Raw genomic sequence first — 17,712 nt, forward strand, 5'->3', positions numbered from 1 at the left:
GGGGAACCGGGGAGTTTACGAGGTTGGGGTTGGGGTTGGCTTTTGCCAGAAGTTGGGGTGGTTCTACTTTGTCGTCTCGGCGCTCCAAAGGGGCGAGAGTCCGGCTCTTGCGATATCCCCCCATTCGTCATTCCGGCGAAGGCCGGAGGCGTACTTCAACAGCGAAGCTGGTCATCCAGTGGCGATGCGCTTGGTTGTCGCGACTGCGTGCCCTGGCTCGCCTGCCGCGGGCTTCCGAACCGCTGCCGCGGTCCGGGTCACTTTCTCTTTGCTGGCCCAAAGAGAAAGTAACCAAAGAGAAATGGCCTGAAGAGCAGGCAGCGGGCTTTGTAGCTGCGCCTTTTCCAGTGTCAGGCGTCGGGATGACTCTCTCCGGCCTGATCGTTCAGTCCTCATGGCCCCCAAGAGCTGACGGGCTCGCTTGCGCATTGCTTTTCTCCCTCCCCTGCTGGCAGGGGAGGGTTGGGGAGGGGTGATGGGTGCTCGGGATAACGTTGCTATCTCGTGGGTCGAGCTGAGCACCAGTCCACTCAAACCAACGGGCTACACTGCCCGCGGTTTTCGCGATGGCATTGGTGACGCGTGCAGTCCAAAAACGCCTCTTCCACAAACTCACTCAACGGCCGCGTCGTAGTGATCACGCGGCCCGCAGGCACCGCGTCGTCGCTGGCGCGCCAGGTGCGTGTGCGTGGCGGCGTGCCGTTGTTGTTGCCGGGTTTGTCGTTGCGCGGTGTGGATGATGCATCGGTGGCGGGCGCTGCGTTGGGTGATGCGTTGAAGGATGAGGTGTTGGTTTTCACCAGTCCGGCGGCGGTGCGGTTTGCTGCGCGTCTGCGTCCGCTGCGAACGCGTGCGGTGGTGTTTGCGGTGGGGCAGGGTACGGCGCGGGCGTTGCGGCGGCATGGGGTGGTGGCGTTGGTGCCGGAGGAAAGGCAGGACAGTGAGGGTCTGCTTGAGCATCCGGCGCTGTCGAATTTGCGTGACCGGCGCGTGGCGTTGATCGGTGCGCCAGGCGGACGTGGGGTGTTGCGTGAGCAGTTGGCGGCGCGTGGCGCGCGGTTGCGCGAGTTGCATGTGTATCGGCGAGTGGCACCGCGGTTGCTGCGGCGACATGTCGCGGCGGTGATGGCGTTGCCGTCCTCGGCGCGGGTGTTGCTGTCGAGTGCGGAGGCGCTGGAGCATTTGCGCGCGCAGTTGCCGCCGGAGGCGTTGGCAAGGTTTTGCGCGGCGACGGCGGTGGTGAGCAGCGAGCGGCTGGCGGAAGCGGCGCGGGCTGCGGGTTTCCGGCGTGTACTGGTTGCGGCTTCGGCGTTGGCGGCGGATTTGCTCGCCACGGCAGCGAAATAAGCAGCTTTCACAAAGACTTGATGCGAAGGCCGCGGCGTGGGCTGGTAGCATGGCGCGCATGAGCCAGGACAACGCTACGTCAGATACCGCCGCCAAGACGGCGACCGCCAATAACCTGCCTTCTCGCAAGGCTTCGTCTGCGCCGCAGCCGCATCGCGGTGGCGGCAGCCTCGCCTTTGCCCTGCTGCTGTCGCTGGTCGCGGTCGGCGGTGCGGGCTATGTGGGCTGGCGCCAGTATGTGCAGGAAACCGGGGTGCGCGATGCCGTGCATGCCACCGCCGGCCTGGATACCCGCGTGGCGAACATGGAGCACACGCTGGAGACCATCGACAACGAGCGCAACCTGCTGCGCCAACGCTTGGGTGATGCGGATCAGGTCAATCGTTCGCTGCGCGAGGAATTGCTTGGACAGGCCGAGCGCACGCGCAATCTCGAGGACGCGGTGGCGAAGCTGTCGGAGAAGACGCTGTCGGGTCACGACGGCATGCTGCTCGACGAAACCGAATCGCTGCTGCGCATGGCCAAGGAGCGCTATGCACTGTTCCATGATGCGCAAGGCGCGGCTGCTGCTTATGCATTGGCCGACCAGACGCTTGCCGCAGTGAACGACGGCGCGTTCTCCGGCCTGCGCCAAAGCCTCAACGCCGAGCGCGAGGCCTTGAGCAAGAGTCAGCCTGCCGCGCAGTCGGCGGCGCTGGATGCGCTCACGCAATTACGCGCGGCGACCACCGAGCTGCCGCTGAAACCGCTGGACACACCGGCGGACGCTGCCGCCACCGATACCTGGTCGCGTGTCCGTCGCGCTCTGACCGACGTGATCCGCGTGCAGCGTGTCAACAGCGCGCCGCTGGCCGTAGCCGACGCACGTTTCGCCCGCGAGCTGGTGGCGCTGGATCTGGCGCAGGCACAGTCGGCCCTGCTGGCCTATGACAGCGCCGGCTATGCCGCCGCGCTCAAGCGCGCCGATGCCAATCTTGCCGCGCAGTTCGACACCCAGGCGCCAACCGTGCAGCAGGTGCGCAGCAAGCTCGCCACGCTTGCCGCGCAGTTGCCGTCGTCCGCGCCGGTGGAGCTGGGGGCGGCGCTGTCGGAGTTGCGCAACTTGCGCTCGGTGCATGCGCTCAAGCCGCCGGCCGCTGCTGCTGAAGCCGCCAAGCCGTCGTCCGGGGCTAAGCCATGACGTTGTGGCGCTGGATTCTGCTGTTGGTGATCGTGGCGGCGCTTGCCGCGTTCGGCTGGCATTGGGTGGCTGAAGATCCCGGCTATGTGCTGGTGCAGTTGCGCGGCTGGCAGGCGGAAACTTCGGTGATCGCCGCCGTTGTCGTGCTGCTGGTGGCGTGGGGTGTGCTTACTGCGCTGTGGCGTCTGGTGCGCTGGCCGTTCGGCGCGCTGTCACGTCGCCATCGCCGCATCAGCCACCAACGCTTGGGCGATGGTTTGGTCGCCTTGATGGAAGGACGCCATGGCGATGCCGAGCGCGATCTCAACCGCGCCTCGCGTATGGACAGCCTGCGCGGTCCGGCCTTGCTGGCTTCCGCCGAAGCCGCCTCGCGCCGCGGCGAACAAGGCCGTGCGCTCGAAGCGCTGAGCGAAGCCAGCCAGTCCGCGCCGCGTGCTGCGCGCGTGCTGCGCGCACGCGTACTGCGTCGCGACGGCAAGGCTGCCGAAGCTGTGGCACTGCTGGCGCCGGAGGCTGATGCCGGTACCTTGAGCCCGGGCGGTTGGCGCGAGCTGGCCATCGCGGCGCTGGCGACGGGCGATCATCGCCGCGCCCGTGAAGCCTTGGAGCCGTTGCAGAAAAGTGGCGCACTCGGCACCCGTGGCTATGTCGCGCTGGAAGGCCAGGTGCTCGCCGCTTCGCTGAAAGCCGCGCCCGATGGCGCCGCGCTCAACCAGTTGTGGTCGCAGTTGCCGAAGGCACAGCGCCGTGCTCCGGCAGCCATCGATGCTTACGCGCGTGCCGCCGCCGGTTTCGGCATGGCGCTGCCGGCGATGGACGAAGTGGAATCCGCGCTACGCCGCGAATGGTCGCCGCAGTTGATCGAAACGTACGGCGTGCTCGGCGACGACAATCTCGATGCGCGCCTGCGTCGTGCCGAAACCTGGCTGGACACACATCCCAACGACGCCAGCCTGCTGCTCACGCTCGGCCGCATGTGTGTACGCCTCAAGCTGTGGGGCAAGGCGCATCAGTATCTGGAGCGCTCGCTTGCCTTGAAGCCATCGGCCGCAGTGTGGGAGGCACTGGGCGATGCCTATGCCGGCCAGAGCGATGCCGACCTCGCGCAGCTCTGCTATCGCAACGCGCTGGCCTTCGGTCGCGATGGCCTCATCACGCCGCTGCCGCAGGAAAGCCGTGCCTCGCGGCTCGATACGCGCCCGGTCGCGGTCGAAGAGCGCAGCGAACACGGCGTACCGCGTCTGCGCGAGTAAGTCGCAAACGACGAACACGCGGGCCGGTCCCGGCCTGCGCGTTCAGTGCGCCGATACCGCCCAGGTAATGAAGCCCGCATTGACCGTGGTCAGCGTCAGCGCGAGCAGGAACAACGCATCTGAAACGCGTTCGAGCCGGTGATTGCGCTGCACATTACGCGTGCGCAGCGCCCAGTACGATGCCAGGCAGGCCATCAGGTAGAGCAGGGTGTTGAGGGCAAGCAGGTCGTTGCCGATCACGTCGGCGCGATGCAGGGCGACCACCACGCGCAAGATCCCGATAACCGTGATGCACACACCGACCATCGCGGCCGAGGCGGAAAAGATGTGGACGCAGATATCGCGGTCGAGCGGATTGCGTTGGGTGTTCCAGTTCATGGGGGCGACGGCCTGATCGGTGACTCTGAGCAGACCCTGGTCATGTCGCGCAGGTTGCCACGGCAGGTTCTTGCGTTCAGCCGGCGCCTGGCCACTTTGTAGGAGCGCACCCTGTGCGCGATGGCTTTTGGCGATACCGCTGCAAGAGCCATCGCGCACAGGGTGCGCTCCTACAGGGGTATTACAGCGGCGTGAGCTTGGCGTAGGCCGCCACCAGCCACTTGCTGCCGGCGCCTTCAAAGTTGATCTGCAGGCGCGTATGCGCGCCGCTGCCTTCCGCACTCACCACCACACCCTCGCCGAAGCTGGGGTGGCTGACGCGCTGGCCGAGTTTGACCGGCAGGTCTTCCTGCAGCACCGGCGCGCTTTCGGTGAAGCGGCCGGCGTAGAGCGGGCGGCTCACCTGCACGCGCGGGCGCACCTCGTCGATCAGCTCCGGCGGAATCTCCGACAGGAAGCGCGATGGTCGCGCCAGCATCTCCACGCCATGCATGCGGCGCGATTCGGCGTGGGTGATGAACAGCTTCTCGCGGGCGCGCGTGATGCCTACATAGGCAAGGCGGCGTTCTTCTTCGAGGCGGCCTTCGTCTTCTACTGAGCGCTGGCTTGGGAACAAGCCTTCTTCCATGCCCACCAGGAACACCACGGGGAACTCCAGACCCTTGGCCGAGTGCAAGGTCATCAGCTGCACGCAGTCGTCCCAGGCCTCGCCCTGGCCTTCGCCAGATTCCAGCGCGGCGTGGGAAAGGAACGCGGACAGCTCGCTGAGCCCGGCGTTGATATCGTCCTGAGTCGGCTCGAAACGGCTAGCGACGTTGACCAGTTCGTCCAGGTTTTCTACGCGCGATTCGGCATTGCCGCGGCTGTCCTTCTCGTAGAAGTCGCGCAGGCCAGTATGGGTAATGGCGTGCTCGATCTGCTCGGCCAGGGCGAGGCTGGTGGCCTGCACGTCGCCATCGGTGGTGCCGGAAAAAGTGCGGCTCATCTCGTCGATCATGGTGAGAAAAGCCTTCACTGCATTCTTCGCGCGCCCGGCCAGCTCGCTACCGCTGCTCAGCTCGCCAAGCACCGCCTCCCACATCGATGTGTTTTCGCTGCGTGCGCGCCGGCGCAACACATCCAGCGTGCGATCGCCGATGCCGCGCGGCGGCGTATTCACCGCACGCTCGAAGGCTGCATCGTCATGGCGGTTCGAGCACAGTCGCAGATAAGCCAGCGCGTCCTTGATTTCCGCGCGCTCGAAGAAGCGCTGGCCGCCATACACGCGAAAGCGGATATCGCGCTGCATCAGCTGTTCTTCAAAGTTGCGTGACTGAGCGTTCGAACGGTAAAGAATCGCGCAATCGCGCGCATGGCCATGCTCCGCGATGTACTCGCGGATACGCTCGATCACAAAACGTGCTTCATCCTGCTCGTTGTACGCCGCATACAACGCAATGCGCTCACCATCCTCGCCAGCGGTCCACAGCTGCTTGCCGAGACGGCTGCCATTGCGTGCGATCACGCTGTTGGCGGCCTTCAGGATGTTCGAGGTGGAGCGGTAGTTCTGCTCCAGCTTGATGGTCTTGGCGCCGGGGAAATCGCGCAGGAACTGCTGCACATTCTCCACCTTGGCCCCGCGCCAGCCGTAGATCGCCTGATCGTCGTCACCCACCACAAACACCTGGCCGGTGGCGCCGGCCAGCACGCGAATCCACGCGTATTGCAGCGTATTGGTGTCCTGGAACTCGTCGATCAGCAAATACTTCCAGCGTTGCTGGTAATGCTCCAGCACCGCCGGGTTCTTCAGCCACAACTCGTGCGCACGCAGCAGAAGCTCAGCGAAATCGACCAGGCCTGCGCGACGGCAAGCGTCTTCGTAAGCCTGATAGATCTGCACGAAGGCACGCGTCACCGGATGATCGCGATGCTCGATATTCTCCGGCCGCTTACCCTCATCCTTCCAGTTGTTGATCTGCCACGTCGCCTGCCGCGGCGGAAACTTCGCCTCATCCAGGCCCAGCCCGGCGACCACGCGCTTCACAATGCGCTGCTGATCGTCCGCATCGAGAATCTGAAAACCTTCCGGCAGCCCGGCTTCGCGCCAATGCCGCCTCAGCAGACGATGCGCAATGCCATGAAAGGTGCCGACGGTAAGCCCCTGCGTCCCGCCCGGAATCAACTGATCCAGACGCGCCCGCATCTCCCCCGACGCCTTATTGGTAAACGTCACCGCCAGAATTGCCCATGGCGGCACCCCCTCCACCTGCGTCAGCCAGCCGATGCGATGCGTGAGTACACGCGTCTTGCCCGAGCCCGCGCCAGCGAGCACCAGATAATGGCCAGGCGGAGCGCAGACTGCTTCACGCTGCGCGTCATTAAGCTTGTCGATCAAATGCGAGACATCCATCCCACCTATTGTAGCCGGGTGGGTCTCAGGGACCGAGTTTCTCAGGGATCGAGTGTTGCCACGCTAGAAGCGCACGCGGACACCCGCGGCGGCGCGCCATCCACCAGCCAACGCGTCTGTCCTGGACGCATGTCCTGCCTCGATGAACGCGCTCCATGCCCCGGCTGTCACGCGTCCGCCCAAGGCCACCTCATGCGTTGTAGCGTGCCGCGTGGGTAGCACCACCGGCAGCGAGCCACCATCGAGGGAAGCTGTGACATCCGGGCGGTCGCCGACCGTGTGAACCACCGATAGGCGCGTATAGACGTCGCCGATGGCGGTCGGCGACAGGAAGACCGTCTTGCCGAAGAGTACGCCGGCCCGTGCGAGGAACGTGTGGTTGCGGTCCACCGCGAAACGCACCCGGTTGCTGGCCGTGTACGCGCTGGCGCCGACCGAACCGTACGCAGCCTGCACCTGCGGTTCAATGTAGACGCCATGCTTTCCCTGGAAGCGCCGGCCCGCGCGCACCGCGACACTCGCCGCGCGTGCGCGGTTACGCCCGGAGGTCATGCCGGACATGTCATGCGACGTGTCGTTGTCGCTCAGGCGGCCGACGCGGGCTACCGCATCGGCGAACAGGCTCTTGCCGGCGTTCCATATACCGTAAAGACCGATGGAATCACCCCGCAGGTCGGCGGTTCCGTCCTGCAGATTGGCGTGGGATTGCGTGTGCGTATACACCAGGCCCACGGCGCCATGTCCCTGGTCCATATCAGTCCGCCACTCCGTGCCGGCCGAGGCGCTGGTGGTGTGCTGCCGGTAGGTGCGTTCTTCGCCGCCATGGCCTTTCAGGTCGCCGCCATCCGTGTCGACCCAGAACGTTGAGCCTTCAGCCGCCTCCACGCGCATCGCTTCGCTGCGGCGGGATACCGCGCGCTCGTCGATCTGCCAGAGGTTGGAGAGAGCGAGCGCCGCGTCGCCCGCCACCAGCACTCCGGTGGAAGGTGCGATGGCAACCGTGCCGCCGGCGATTGCGTCGCTCCCCGTAGTCGGGTTGTCGGCCGTCGAGGAGACGCCGGTACCCGATGTTGTTCCGGTCCCCGATGTTGTCGAGGTGCCGCCTGCACCGGTCTGTGCACCGGTACCTGTATCCGTACTGGTGCCCGTGCCACCTGCCGGCGCCGTGCTCGATCCGGCGCCGGGAATATCGATGCCGGTCAGCAGAATCTGTTTGCCGTCGGCACTCAGGCGGATCTGTGGCACATAGGAGAAGCGCACCAGTGCGTTCTCATAGGTGCCGCTCCACTGGCCGGTCAAACCCGACGCCGCCAAAAAATGCGCCGTGCCGCTCGCCGCAGCGCTGGCGTCGACGATCACGATGGGGTTGGATGCCGCAATCGATATGCCCTTCTGCAGCGCGGTGGTAGTGATCCAGGACGTGTCGCTCAACACTGGGTCATAAGCGATGCGGACGTTTTGAGTGCCCTGTGCCTGGAACGACGCGATGCCGCTGCCGAACACTACTTTGTCCGCTTGTGCGCCGCGGATATTGCTGATCAGCGTAAATACCGCACCGTCGGCGAGATTCACCGAAGCGCCGCCGATCGCGCTGCTGCCGACCTGCAAGGTGCGCATGCTGTAGGAAGGCACACTGCCGGGAGTAAACGCGCCCCAGCCAGCTGCCATATCGATCGAGCCGCCGGAGCCCATGTTGAGGTCGCCCGAGCCGAAATCGGCAGACACGGTACCGGCGCCGCTGACGATCCAGCTTGCTCCGTTGCTTGCCGTCATGCTGGCCTTGCCTACAGAGCCATCGGCGTCGGCAAGCACGAGGCCATTGAGCCAGGACCTGGACGTATCCAGATTGAGATTCAAGGTGCCCGTATATCCGCCGCTATTCGATCCGGTCAGCACGTCGCCTTGAATGGTGATGTCGTTGCTCTTGCCCTGATTGATGTCGGTGGTTGCAGACGATGAAGCCGACGGGCGGGTGACCACACCGTAATGGACTGCAGCCGTCGAGTCCGCTGCCTTGGCAATGGAGAGGCCGCCACTGAAACTCGCCGCGCCAGTATTCATCACGCCATAGGTGGTGCCGGCTACTTCGGAGACCGTGATGGCGACATCGCTTGCCGACGCAAACGACAACGTGTTCCTGATGCCGTATGCCGAGTGGCTGCCTTGTGTGCCGGTCGCCTGAATGCGGGTGGTGGTGCCAGCCGTGGCCAGCGACATCCGGCCGGCATTGTCCAGGCCAATGACATCCGAGTCGCCTTCGAACGTGCCATTCCTGGCGGTAACTGTGAGATTGCCATCGAACGCCATATAACCGTTGCCGCCATTGCCACCGAAGTTGTAAGCGCCAACCGTGCCGCCGAACGTATTCACGCCACCCTGCGCCGAAAGCGTGGCATCGCCATGAAACTCGGTCTTGGACAAGCGGTGTCCGGCATTGACCGCGAATGCGGAGCGATTGCCCGTCGCCGTGATAACGGTGCCGCCGCCGATATTGATGTTGCCGTTGTTGCGAATACCCATCACCGTTGAGCCATGGGCAATGGCAAACAGATTGAGGTTGCCGTCAATTTCAGTACGGGCCGAAACGCTAGGGTTCCAGATGCCGTTGACGTTGTCCGAGGGATACACACCATTCGCTGTCAGGTCGACGTTGCCGGTGACTTTCAGCACGCTGCGTCCATCGCCTTCGATCGCGTAATTGGTGCTGTTGCTATCCGATTCGGCAGTGAGATTGCCGTTGATGGTGACTCGGCTGCCATTGCCGGTGAGGTAGATGACACGCCCATACCCCGGCGTCGATGCCTTCAGTGTGGTATCGCCGTTGATGGTGATGGCGCCATAGTCGTCGGCCCATAAGGCATACGCGTTGCCGTAGACCATCCCGCCGACACGCTTTGTCCACGAATTCCGGTCGACAGCGCCGACGCTGATCGGACCATTGATCGTCACGGATTTCGGATCGTTCTGCGGACTGGATACGTAAACACCCACCGCGCTGCCCGCATTGGTGCCTGAGGCCGGCACATCACGGGTCGCCGCGATCGATACGCCACCGGCCGTTGCATCGATGACCGATGACGATGACGACGGAGTGACAGCGACCCCATACACCTGGGGATCGGAGGACTCGACCTGGATGGCGTCGCCTTTTAGCAGTGCGTAGTTGGCCGTGCCGCTGTTTCCGGTTACCGCATACCCCGGGTTGTAGCCGCCGGTGCCGCCGGGAGCGTCATGACTGACCACGCCAGTCATGGGTTGCGTATAGACCGTGGCGCGCGTTTGCGACGGCATGACCACGCTTGTGAGTGCAACGGCAACCGACAAGGCGAGTTCGTGTTTTCGCGCATGGAGCGGCGGCCGGCGTCTATCCGGGTAGGCGTTGCTCTTCGGAGTGTGGTTTGCGGGTCGCAACGTAAGTTGATGCATTTGTTTTCACCTGTTTCATCCAGCGCTTTCCCGCGGCCACCGGTCTCGGGAGAGAACCCACTCGGGAATAAAGCGTGGGATAAAGCGCGCCCGTGGCCGGCACATCAGGCCGTCCCATGGTGTGGATTCTTTGCGGACAGCACCGCGCGGGTGCCGCGTTTCTTCGCTGCCAACGCTTGCCCTCGCGGGCGAACGGCACGTCCCCTGTAGAACGCGATCGATACATCAATCAGCGAATGCTTAGTAGCACATCGCCCTTGAAAGGTTGCGGTGGATTGGCGGGGGCGTGATTCGAGTCACGCGGTAGTTTTTGGTGTGGTGATGGAGCGCACGTCTCACGCAAAAACGTAATTGCGATGATGGATATCTGAATCGCGTTTGGTGAATGGGCTCTTTCGCTTCCCCGGCGCAAGCCGGGGTTCAGTGCCTTGCCGCTCGGTTGTCACGTTATTGCGTACAGGTCGCCTTCGGCGACTTCCGTCCTGGGAGAGCGGTCGCCCACAGGGTGGGCTCCTACATGATGTAACTGGACATCCGTCGCCGCGTAAGGCGCATAGCTTTCTGCGCGTCCAATCCACGCCGCTCCACAGGGACCCGAAGGTCAACAGCCATATCGAGCGCGTGGCTCGCTTAGTATCGCGGTGTGTTTGGTCAACTCTTCTTGAAGAAGCCACCGATCGCAAGCAGTGCGCCAACCGCGATGCCAGCGATTCCTATCCAGGATGGCACGGGTTTATCGTGCGTGGCGGTGATTTTTGCGGAGCCGAGTTGGACCAGGGTGTCGGTGGCCTGGTAGTTGGCATGCCCGCTGAGCGCCCATATGCCTGCAGCGACGAGGATGAGACCGACGAGGATCAGGATGGCGCGCATGAATCTCTCCAGGTTGACGATGCGCCGATCATAGGCGGCGCGGCATCACGGAGAAAGTCATGCGCGTTATGGCAGTCAGGCGGCAGTTTCCACGCGGGCGAACAGCAAGCCGTGTGGGGGCAATTGCAAGCGGCCATTGCTGAAAGTGCCTTCCGCTAGACCATGGCCATTGATGTACTGGGCCTTGCCGGACAAGGGGAATGTCAGATCCACTGGCTCGGCGCCCAGGTTGAACGCGGCCAGCACGGTTTCGCGGTGATCGGTGCGAGTGAAGGCGAGCACGGGCTCTGGTGTATCGAGGAACGCGATATCGCCCCAGCGCAGCGCGGGTTGGGTGCTGCGCCATTGCATGAAGCGGCGGAACCCGTGCAGCGCCGATGCCGGGTCGGCCTCCTGCTGCGACACGGCGCGCGCGCGATGGTCGGCGGGCACCGGCAGCCACGGCGTGCCGCTGCTGAAACCCGCGCTGGTTTCGTTGTTCCACGGCATCGGCGTGCGGCAACCGTCGCGGCCCTTGAAGTTCGGCCAGAAGGTGATGCCGTAGGGGTCCTGCAGCGCTTCGTAGGGTACGTCCGCTTCGGTCAGGCCCAGCTCTTCGCCTTGGTAGACGCAGACCGAGCCGCGCAGCGAACACACCATCGCCGTGAGCATGTTCGCCAGCTGCTCGGAGGCGTGGCCGTTGCCCCAGCGGCTCAGCACGCGCTCCACGTCGTGATTGGAAATGGCCCAGCACGGCCAGCCCTCGCGCATCTGCGCTTCCAGGTTCTGCACCGTGCCGCGGATATACGCGGCGCTGAAATCGTCGGTGAGCAGTTCGAAGCTGTAGCCCATATGCAGACGACGGCCGCTGGTGTACTCGGCCATGGTCGCCAGCGAGTCCTCGGACGAGATCTCGCCGAGCGCGGCCACATCGCGGTACTGATCCAGCAGGCGGCGCAGCTCGTCGAGAAAGGTGAGGTTTTCCGGCTGGGTGTTGTTGAAATAGTGGTACTGGAACGCGTATGGGTTGTCCGGGCTGAAACCGCGGCCCACGCGCTGCGCTTCTGGCTTGGGCGGGTTGTCGCGCAGCAGCTTGTCGTGGAAGCAGAAGTTGATCGCGTCCAGGCGCAGGCCATCCACACCCTTGTCAAGCCAGAACTTCACGTTGTCCAGCACGGCGCGCTGCACATCCGGGTGGTGGAAGTTGAGGTCGGGCTGTGAGGTCAGGAAGTTGTGCAGGTAGTACTGCCCGCGTCGCGGTTCCCATTGCCAGGCCACGCCGCCGAACAGCGACATCCAGTTATTCGGTGGCGAGCCGTCCGCTTTCGCGTCGGCCCACACGTACCAGTCGGCCTTGGCGTTGTCGCGACTGGCGCGGCTTTGCTTGAACCACTCGTGCTGATCCGAGGTGTGGCTGAGCACCTGATCAATCATCACTTTCAGGCCAAGGCGGTGCGCCTTCGCCAGCAGGTGATCGAAATCGTCGAGCGTGCCGAACAACGGATCGACCGCGCGGTAATCGGCGATGTCGTAACCGAAATCGGCCATGGGCGAACGGAAGAACGGCGCGATCCAGATCGCGTCCACGCCCAGGCTGGCCACGTAGTCGAGCCGGTCCACGATGCCGGGCAGGTCGCCCACGCCATCGCCGTTGGTGTCCAGAAAACTGCGTGGGTAGATCTGATAGATGACGGCTCCGCGCCACCAGGGTGCTTCACTCATGTCCCGTATCCCGAGGATTCAAGCGCGCACGTGTCTGACAGACCGCGGCGTGCGGGGCAGCTTAATCGCTGCATGCGACGCGCATGCCGTCACTGCATACGTATTCAAAAAATGCCGATATTGCGACGCAGCAGCTGTTTTGCAGGCGTGCGTGCGCGCTCTGAAAGCAGCGCTTCCGTGCGTTGAATTAGATCGAGGAAAGTGAGTATTCGCAGCGATTCCCGGCGAACGATGCCATGCGCGTACCGGTGTGACGTTTCCGTCGGCGAGTAATGGTGGCAGTGCGCGACTTTTGTCACGACTGCACAAAAAAACGCCCCAATGAATACGTATGCATAGGTCTGTTCGCTTCGGGGGGCGGCTCTACCATGCGCCCCACGCGAAAGCGCTATCCAACAACACATCGCTGCGCAGCTCTTCCCGGGCTGTAAACAAATGCAGCCATAGCAACAGACAGACCCTGGGGAGGGGACAAGGTGATACTGAAACGTAATGTGATGGCCTTGGCGCTGGCTTCGGCCGGCTTGTGCTTCACCGTCGGCATCCATGCGGCTCCGGCCGGTACGGATAACGCCACGGGAAGCGCTGCCCCCGCTCCCACCGGCCAGGATGCGCAGACGACGGCGCAACAGAGCGCCGACAAGAAAACGTCTGATAAGAGCAGTGGCGAAAAGACAACCCAGCAAGCGCAGCTGGCCAAGAGCCTGTCCACCATCACGGTGACCGGCTACAACCAGGGCATGGAAAAGTCGATCGACTATCAGCGCTACGCCGATACGATCCAGAACGTCATTACCTCTGCCGACATCGGCGGCTTGCCCGACCAGTCCATCGCCGACGCACTGACCCGCCTGCCGGGCGTGTCTGCCGAGCGCATCGCTGGCCAGGCGTCGCAGATCAACATCCGCGGCCTGTCGGGCAACTTCATCCAGACCACGCTCAATGGTCGCGAGCAGCCGTCCACCAGCGGCAGCAACTACATCCAGTTCGACCAGTACCCGTCCGAGCTGATCAACATGGCCACGGTGTACAAGTCCTCGCAGGCATCGCTGGTCACCGGCGGCGTGGGCGGCACCATCGGCATGCAGACGGCCAATCCGCTGGATGCGCCGAAGGAGCAGAACCTCAACGTCGACGCGCGCGGCAGCTACAACAGCCGTGCGAACGATGTAGCGGGTGCCAATACCACCGGCTACCGCCTCAGCGCTGCCTATCAGGGCAAGTTCCTGGACAACACGCTGGGCGTTGGCCTGGGTGTGGCGCAGATGTACCAGCCGCATGTGGCTGAGCAGTTCGTGGGCGAGGCTTCCGATGGCAACCTCACTACGTTGTCGGACGGCCGCAAGGCGTACCTGACCCAGGGCCTGCAGTTGCAGCAGAACGGCGGCACCGAGCGCCGCACCGGCGAGATCGCCACCGTGGTGTGGAAGCCCACCGACGAGCTGCAGATCTCGGGTGACGCGTTCTACTCCAAGTTCAAGAACAACTCATTCGGCTACGGCTTCCGCACGCAGAACATCTACGGCAGCAACGCGCAGGTCAGCAACGCGGTACTTGGCCCGTTCGGCACGATGACCGGCGGCACGGTGAGCGGCAACGGCAGCACCCAGTTCTCCAATGAGACCACCGCGGACAACTACACGACCAACACCAGCGTGTTTTCCAGCGGCATCAACGCGAAGTGGAATCACGACCGCTGGCACATCGACGCCGACGTGTCGCTGTCGCGTGCCTCCAGCAACGAGATCAACGTGGACACCACGGCCGATCCCTACTCCGGTCTCGGCGCGGCCAGCCCGCAGTTGATGGCGCAGTCGGCGACTTACCAGTTGCGCGGACGCCAGATCGGCTCGGTGTCGTACGCCAATCCGGGGCAGTACACCGACTTGAGCAAGATGGGCCTGTCGCGTTACGGCGTGTATCCGTACATCTATCACGACAAGATGAAGGCCTTCCGCACCAGCGTGAAGTACGACCTGCCCAACAGCTCGTGGCTGTCGGCGCTGGAAGCCGGCGTGTACATGAATAATCACACCTACAACGCGGACCGCGAGGTATACGTCTACGGTTCGGAGTGGGGTACCGACAAGACCAACGGCCTGCCGCTGAGCATTCCGTCCAGCGCCGCCAAGGTCACCTGCTGGAAGGGTAATTTCTCGGGTCTGCCGTGCTTCCTGCAGCTCAACGGTTCGGCCATTCTTGCCGCGCACGGCATCACCGCGAATCCGGTGAAGGACATCCATAACAACAGCTGGTCGATGATCCAGAGTGGCCAGGTCGACGAGAAGACCCGTGACCTGTTCTTCATGGCCGACATTGACGCGCAAGTGTTCGGGCATGAGCTGACCGGAAATGCCGGTGTGCGTTATTCGCACCAGTCGCAGTACAGCCATGGCCTGCAGCAGGTGGGTAATGGCGCCGGCGTGCCGATCACCGACGGCAACGGCTACACCAGCACCGACTACGCACCGCTCACGGTGGGCAAGACCTACTCCGACTGGCTGCCGTCGATGAACCTGGTCTATCACGGCACTGACGACGATCAGGTGCGCTTCTCGGCCGCCAAGGTGCTGGCGCGTGCCCCGATCAACCAGATGATGGCGGGTTCCGGTTCGTGGGTGTCGAGCGGTCAGTACAACGTATGGGGCGGTACCAGCCCGCTGCTCGATCCGCTACGCGCGACGCAGTATGACCTGGGCTATGAGCACTACTTCGACGACTCGACCGGTGCCATCAGTGCCGGCGTGTTCTACAAGAAGATCAAGTCGTTCATCCAGGCCGTCACGTATCACAACTTCGACTTCGCCTCCGCCGGCATCACCGTGCCGACCGATCCGACCACGGGCAAGCCGTACTTGAACGGCGACTACCAGACGGCCTACAACGCCAAGGGCGGTGAAGTGCGCGGCTTGGAGCTGTCGTTCTCCAAGAACGGCTTCCTGCCGGGCATGTGGAAGGGCCTGGGTGTGCAGGGCAACTTCGCGCTGACTTCCAGCACGGTGAGCAACCCGACTAACTTGGGTGGCGCGATCTCGTCCATCGGCCTGCCGGGTCTGTCCAAGCGCGTGGCCAGCCTCGCGGTGTTCTACGACAACGGTCCGTTCTCGGCCCGCGTATCCGGCAACTATCGCTCGAAGTTCGCCTCTGACACGCAGATGTCGGTGACCAACCAGATGGTCACGTTCGCTGCGGAAACCGTGTACGACTTCCAGGCTTCGTACGAGATCAGCAAGCAGTGGAAGGTGGTCTACCAGATGTTGAACATCAACGACCAGCCGACGCGCACCTACTTCGGCAGCGACCCGTCGCAGACCGGCACGATCCAGTACTTCGGTCGTACCAGCTACCTCGGTGTTGAGTTCAAGCTGTAAGCAAGGAACGAATGATGAGAAGTGGGAAACGAGAAAGAGCGGCTATGGCGGTTCACTCGTTTCTCACTTCGCTTCACTACCACTGATTCACGCGGAGGCCCGGCGTAGCGGTCACCGGCTTCGGCGATCCGATCCGTCGAAGGTCTCCAGCCTCGAATGGAGCTAGGGATGTCGCCGTACCGTAATCGCCTCAGGTCTCTGGCCTTCCTCTTCACCCTGGCACTCGGCCCGGGTGTCGGCATCCTCCCCGCCGCACTCGCGGCCGAGGGGCCTCCATCGGCCCCGGCCACCGCACAGTCTGGCTCGGGCGTCTGGTACGAAATCTTTGTGCGTGCCTGGTACGACACCAACGGCGACGGCATCGGCGATCTCAACGGTGTCACCGCCAAGCTCGATTACCTGCAATCGCTCGGCGTCAGCGGCATCTGGTTGATGCCGATCAATCCTTCGCCCAGCTATCACGGCTACGACGTCACCGATTACGAAGGCATCAATCCGCAGTACGGCACGATGCAGGACTTCGAGCGTCTGGTGCGCGAGGCGCACAAGCGCGGCATTGAGGTAATTATCGATCTGGTGATCAACCACACCAGCGACCAGCATCCGTGGTTCAAGGCGGCGCTCGATCCGGCCAGTCCATATCGCGGCTGGTATACCTGGGCCAAACCCGACACGGATCTGAAGGCACTGAGCGCTGCCGGCGGTGTGGCCTGGCATCGGAACGGCCAGCAGTACTACTTCGGTGGTTTCACCGGCGCCATGCCCGACCTCAATTACGACGATGTCGATGTTCGCCACGAGATGGTGAAGGTCGGCCAGTTCTGGCTGGCGAAGGGCGTGGACGGCTTCCGCCTCGATGCGGCGCGCCACATCTACGACGACCTGCGCACAGATACCGGCAAGCCAGAGACCGTGCGCAAGAATGTCGCGTGGTGGAGCGAATTCCGCCACGGTCTGCAGGAGCGCAAGCCGGATGTCTATCTGGTTGGCGAAGTCACTGCGCCCTCGCCAGCCGCGCTGGCGCCGTACCTGAAGCCACTGGGCTCAGTGTTCAACTTTCCGCTGGCCGAGCAGTTGATCGCCAGCGCGCGCAAGGAACGCGATGGCGCGCTCGGCGATCTGCTCGCCACGACCTACAAAGCGTTCCGTGACGCTGCCGGCGATGCTTTCGTGGATGCGCCGTTCCTGTCCAACCACGATCAGGAGCGCGTGCTCAGCCAGCTCAACGGCAACACGCAGCACATGCGCATGGCGGCGGCGCTGCTGCTGACGTTGCCGGGGCGTCCCTACGTCTATTACGGCGAAGAGATCGGCATGCTCGGCCGCAAGCCCGACGAGAACCTGCGTGAACCCATGCGCTGGCAGCGCGACCCGCAGGCCACCGGCGAGACGCGCTGGAAAGCTTCCACGGCGAAGCAGGGCGGTGAAGTGTCGGTGCAGGCCGAGCAGGACGATCCGTCCTCCTTGCTGAACTTCTACCGCAGCTTGATCCACTGGCGTGCGGAAGTGCTGGCACTGCGCGACGGCGATATCCGCGTGGTACCGACGCACAACGACCATTTGCTCGCCTATGAGCGGAATACCGCCGACAGCCATGTGCTGGTGGTGCACAACCTCTCGGGCCAGGCGCAGACGTTCGTGCCGGATGCGAAGTTCAGTGATGTGCATCTTCACACCCAGCCAGGTGTGATTCTGACCAAAGGCAAGCTGGTGCTGCCGGCTTATACGACCGTGGTCATGCAATGACAGCGTCGCGTTATCTGTGTGGCGGACTGGCCGCCGCGTGCATGCTCTGGG

At 63.6% G+C, this 17,712-nt stretch carries 10 protein-coding genes; 5 read left to right on the forward strand and 5 right to left on the reverse strand.

Annotated elements, in window-relative coordinates:
- Positions 1 to 582 precede the first annotated feature (582 nt).
- Genes BM338_RS17750 through BM338_RS17760 form a run of 3 tightly spaced genes read left to right on the forward strand, consistent with a single transcriptional unit; the run spans position 583 to position 3,780 of the window.
- On the forward strand, positions 583 to 1,347 hold the full coding sequence (locus tag BM338_RS17750) for a uroporphyrinogen-III synthase (protein ID WP_090453230.1): 765 nt from the start codon (positions 583 to 585) through the stop codon (positions 1,345 to 1,347).
- Positions 1,348 to 1,405: 58 nt separating this feature from the next.
- A complete protein-coding gene (locus BM338_RS17755) occupies positions 1,406 to 2,527 on the forward strand; it encodes a uroporphyrinogen-III C-methyltransferase (RefSeq protein WP_090453522.1) in 1,122 nt (373 codons plus the stop codon).
- Positions 2,524 to 3,780, forward strand: a complete 1,257-nt coding sequence (locus tag BM338_RS17760; protein ID WP_090453233.1) for a heme biosynthesis HemY N-terminal domain-containing protein — start codon at positions 2,524 to 2,526, stop codon at positions 3,778 to 3,780. The genes BM338_RS17755 and BM338_RS17760 overlap by 4 nt, the downstream gene beginning before the upstream one ends.
- A gap of 42 nt (positions 3,781 to 3,822) precedes the next feature.
- Here BM338_RS17760 and BM338_RS17765 read toward each other — a convergent pair whose 3' ends face one another.
- The 5 genes from BM338_RS17765 to BM338_RS17785 form a co-directional block, all read right to left on the reverse strand.
- Positions 3,823 to 4,317 carry a hypothetical protein gene (locus tag BM338_RS17765; RefSeq protein WP_255367356.1) on the reverse strand — a complete coding sequence of 165 codons (495 nt, stop codon included), beginning with the start codon at positions 4,315 to 4,317 and terminating at the stop codon, positions 3,823 to 3,825.
- A 22-nt stretch (positions 4,318 to 4,339) separates the two neighbouring features.
- A complete protein-coding gene (gene uvrD, locus BM338_RS17770; protein WP_090453235.1) occupies positions 4,340 to 6,547 on the reverse strand; it encodes a DNA helicase II in 2,208 nt (735 codons plus the stop codon).
- 63 nt (positions 6,548 to 6,610) lie between these two features.
- On the reverse strand, positions 6,611 to 9,838 hold the full coding sequence (locus tag BM338_RS17775) for an autotransporter outer membrane beta-barrel domain-containing protein (protein WP_090453238.1): 3,228 nt from the start codon (positions 9,836 to 9,838) through the stop codon (positions 6,611 to 6,613).
- Positions 9,839 to 10,624: 786 nt separating this feature from the next.
- Entirely contained in the window at positions 10,625 to 10,843 is a 219-nt protein-coding gene (locus BM338_RS17780) for a hypothetical protein (RefSeq protein ID WP_090453240.1), read from the reverse strand.
- Between the two features lie 75 nt (positions 10,844 to 10,918).
- The gene (locus tag BM338_RS17785; RefSeq protein ID WP_090453242.1) at positions 10,919 to 12,544 is read right to left on the reverse strand and encodes an alpha-glucosidase family protein; all 1,626 of its coding nucleotides are present in this window, start codon (positions 12,542 to 12,544) and stop codon (positions 10,919 to 10,921) included.
- A 476-nt stretch (positions 12,545 to 13,020) separates the two neighbouring features.
- Between BM338_RS17785 and BM338_RS17790 the strand changes: the two genes are divergently transcribed.
- Both BM338_RS17790 and BM338_RS17795 read left to right on the forward strand, forming a co-directional pair.
- Positions 13,021 to 15,915, forward strand: a complete 2,895-nt coding sequence (locus BM338_RS17790; protein ID WP_143109338.1) for a TonB-dependent receptor — start codon at positions 13,021 to 13,023, stop codon at positions 15,913 to 15,915.
- Between the two features lie 168 nt (positions 15,916 to 16,083).
- The gene (locus BM338_RS17795) at positions 16,084 to 17,661 is read left to right on the forward strand and encodes an alpha-amylase family glycosyl hydrolase (protein WP_090453247.1); all 1,578 of its coding nucleotides are present in this window, start codon (positions 16,084 to 16,086) and stop codon (positions 17,659 to 17,661) included.
- Positions 17,662 to 17,712: the final 51 nt, after the last annotated feature.

This window comes from Dyella sp. OK004 (genome assembly GCF_900114495.1).
GTDB lineage: Bacteria > Pseudomonadota > Gammaproteobacteria > Xanthomonadales > Rhodanobacteraceae > Dyella_D.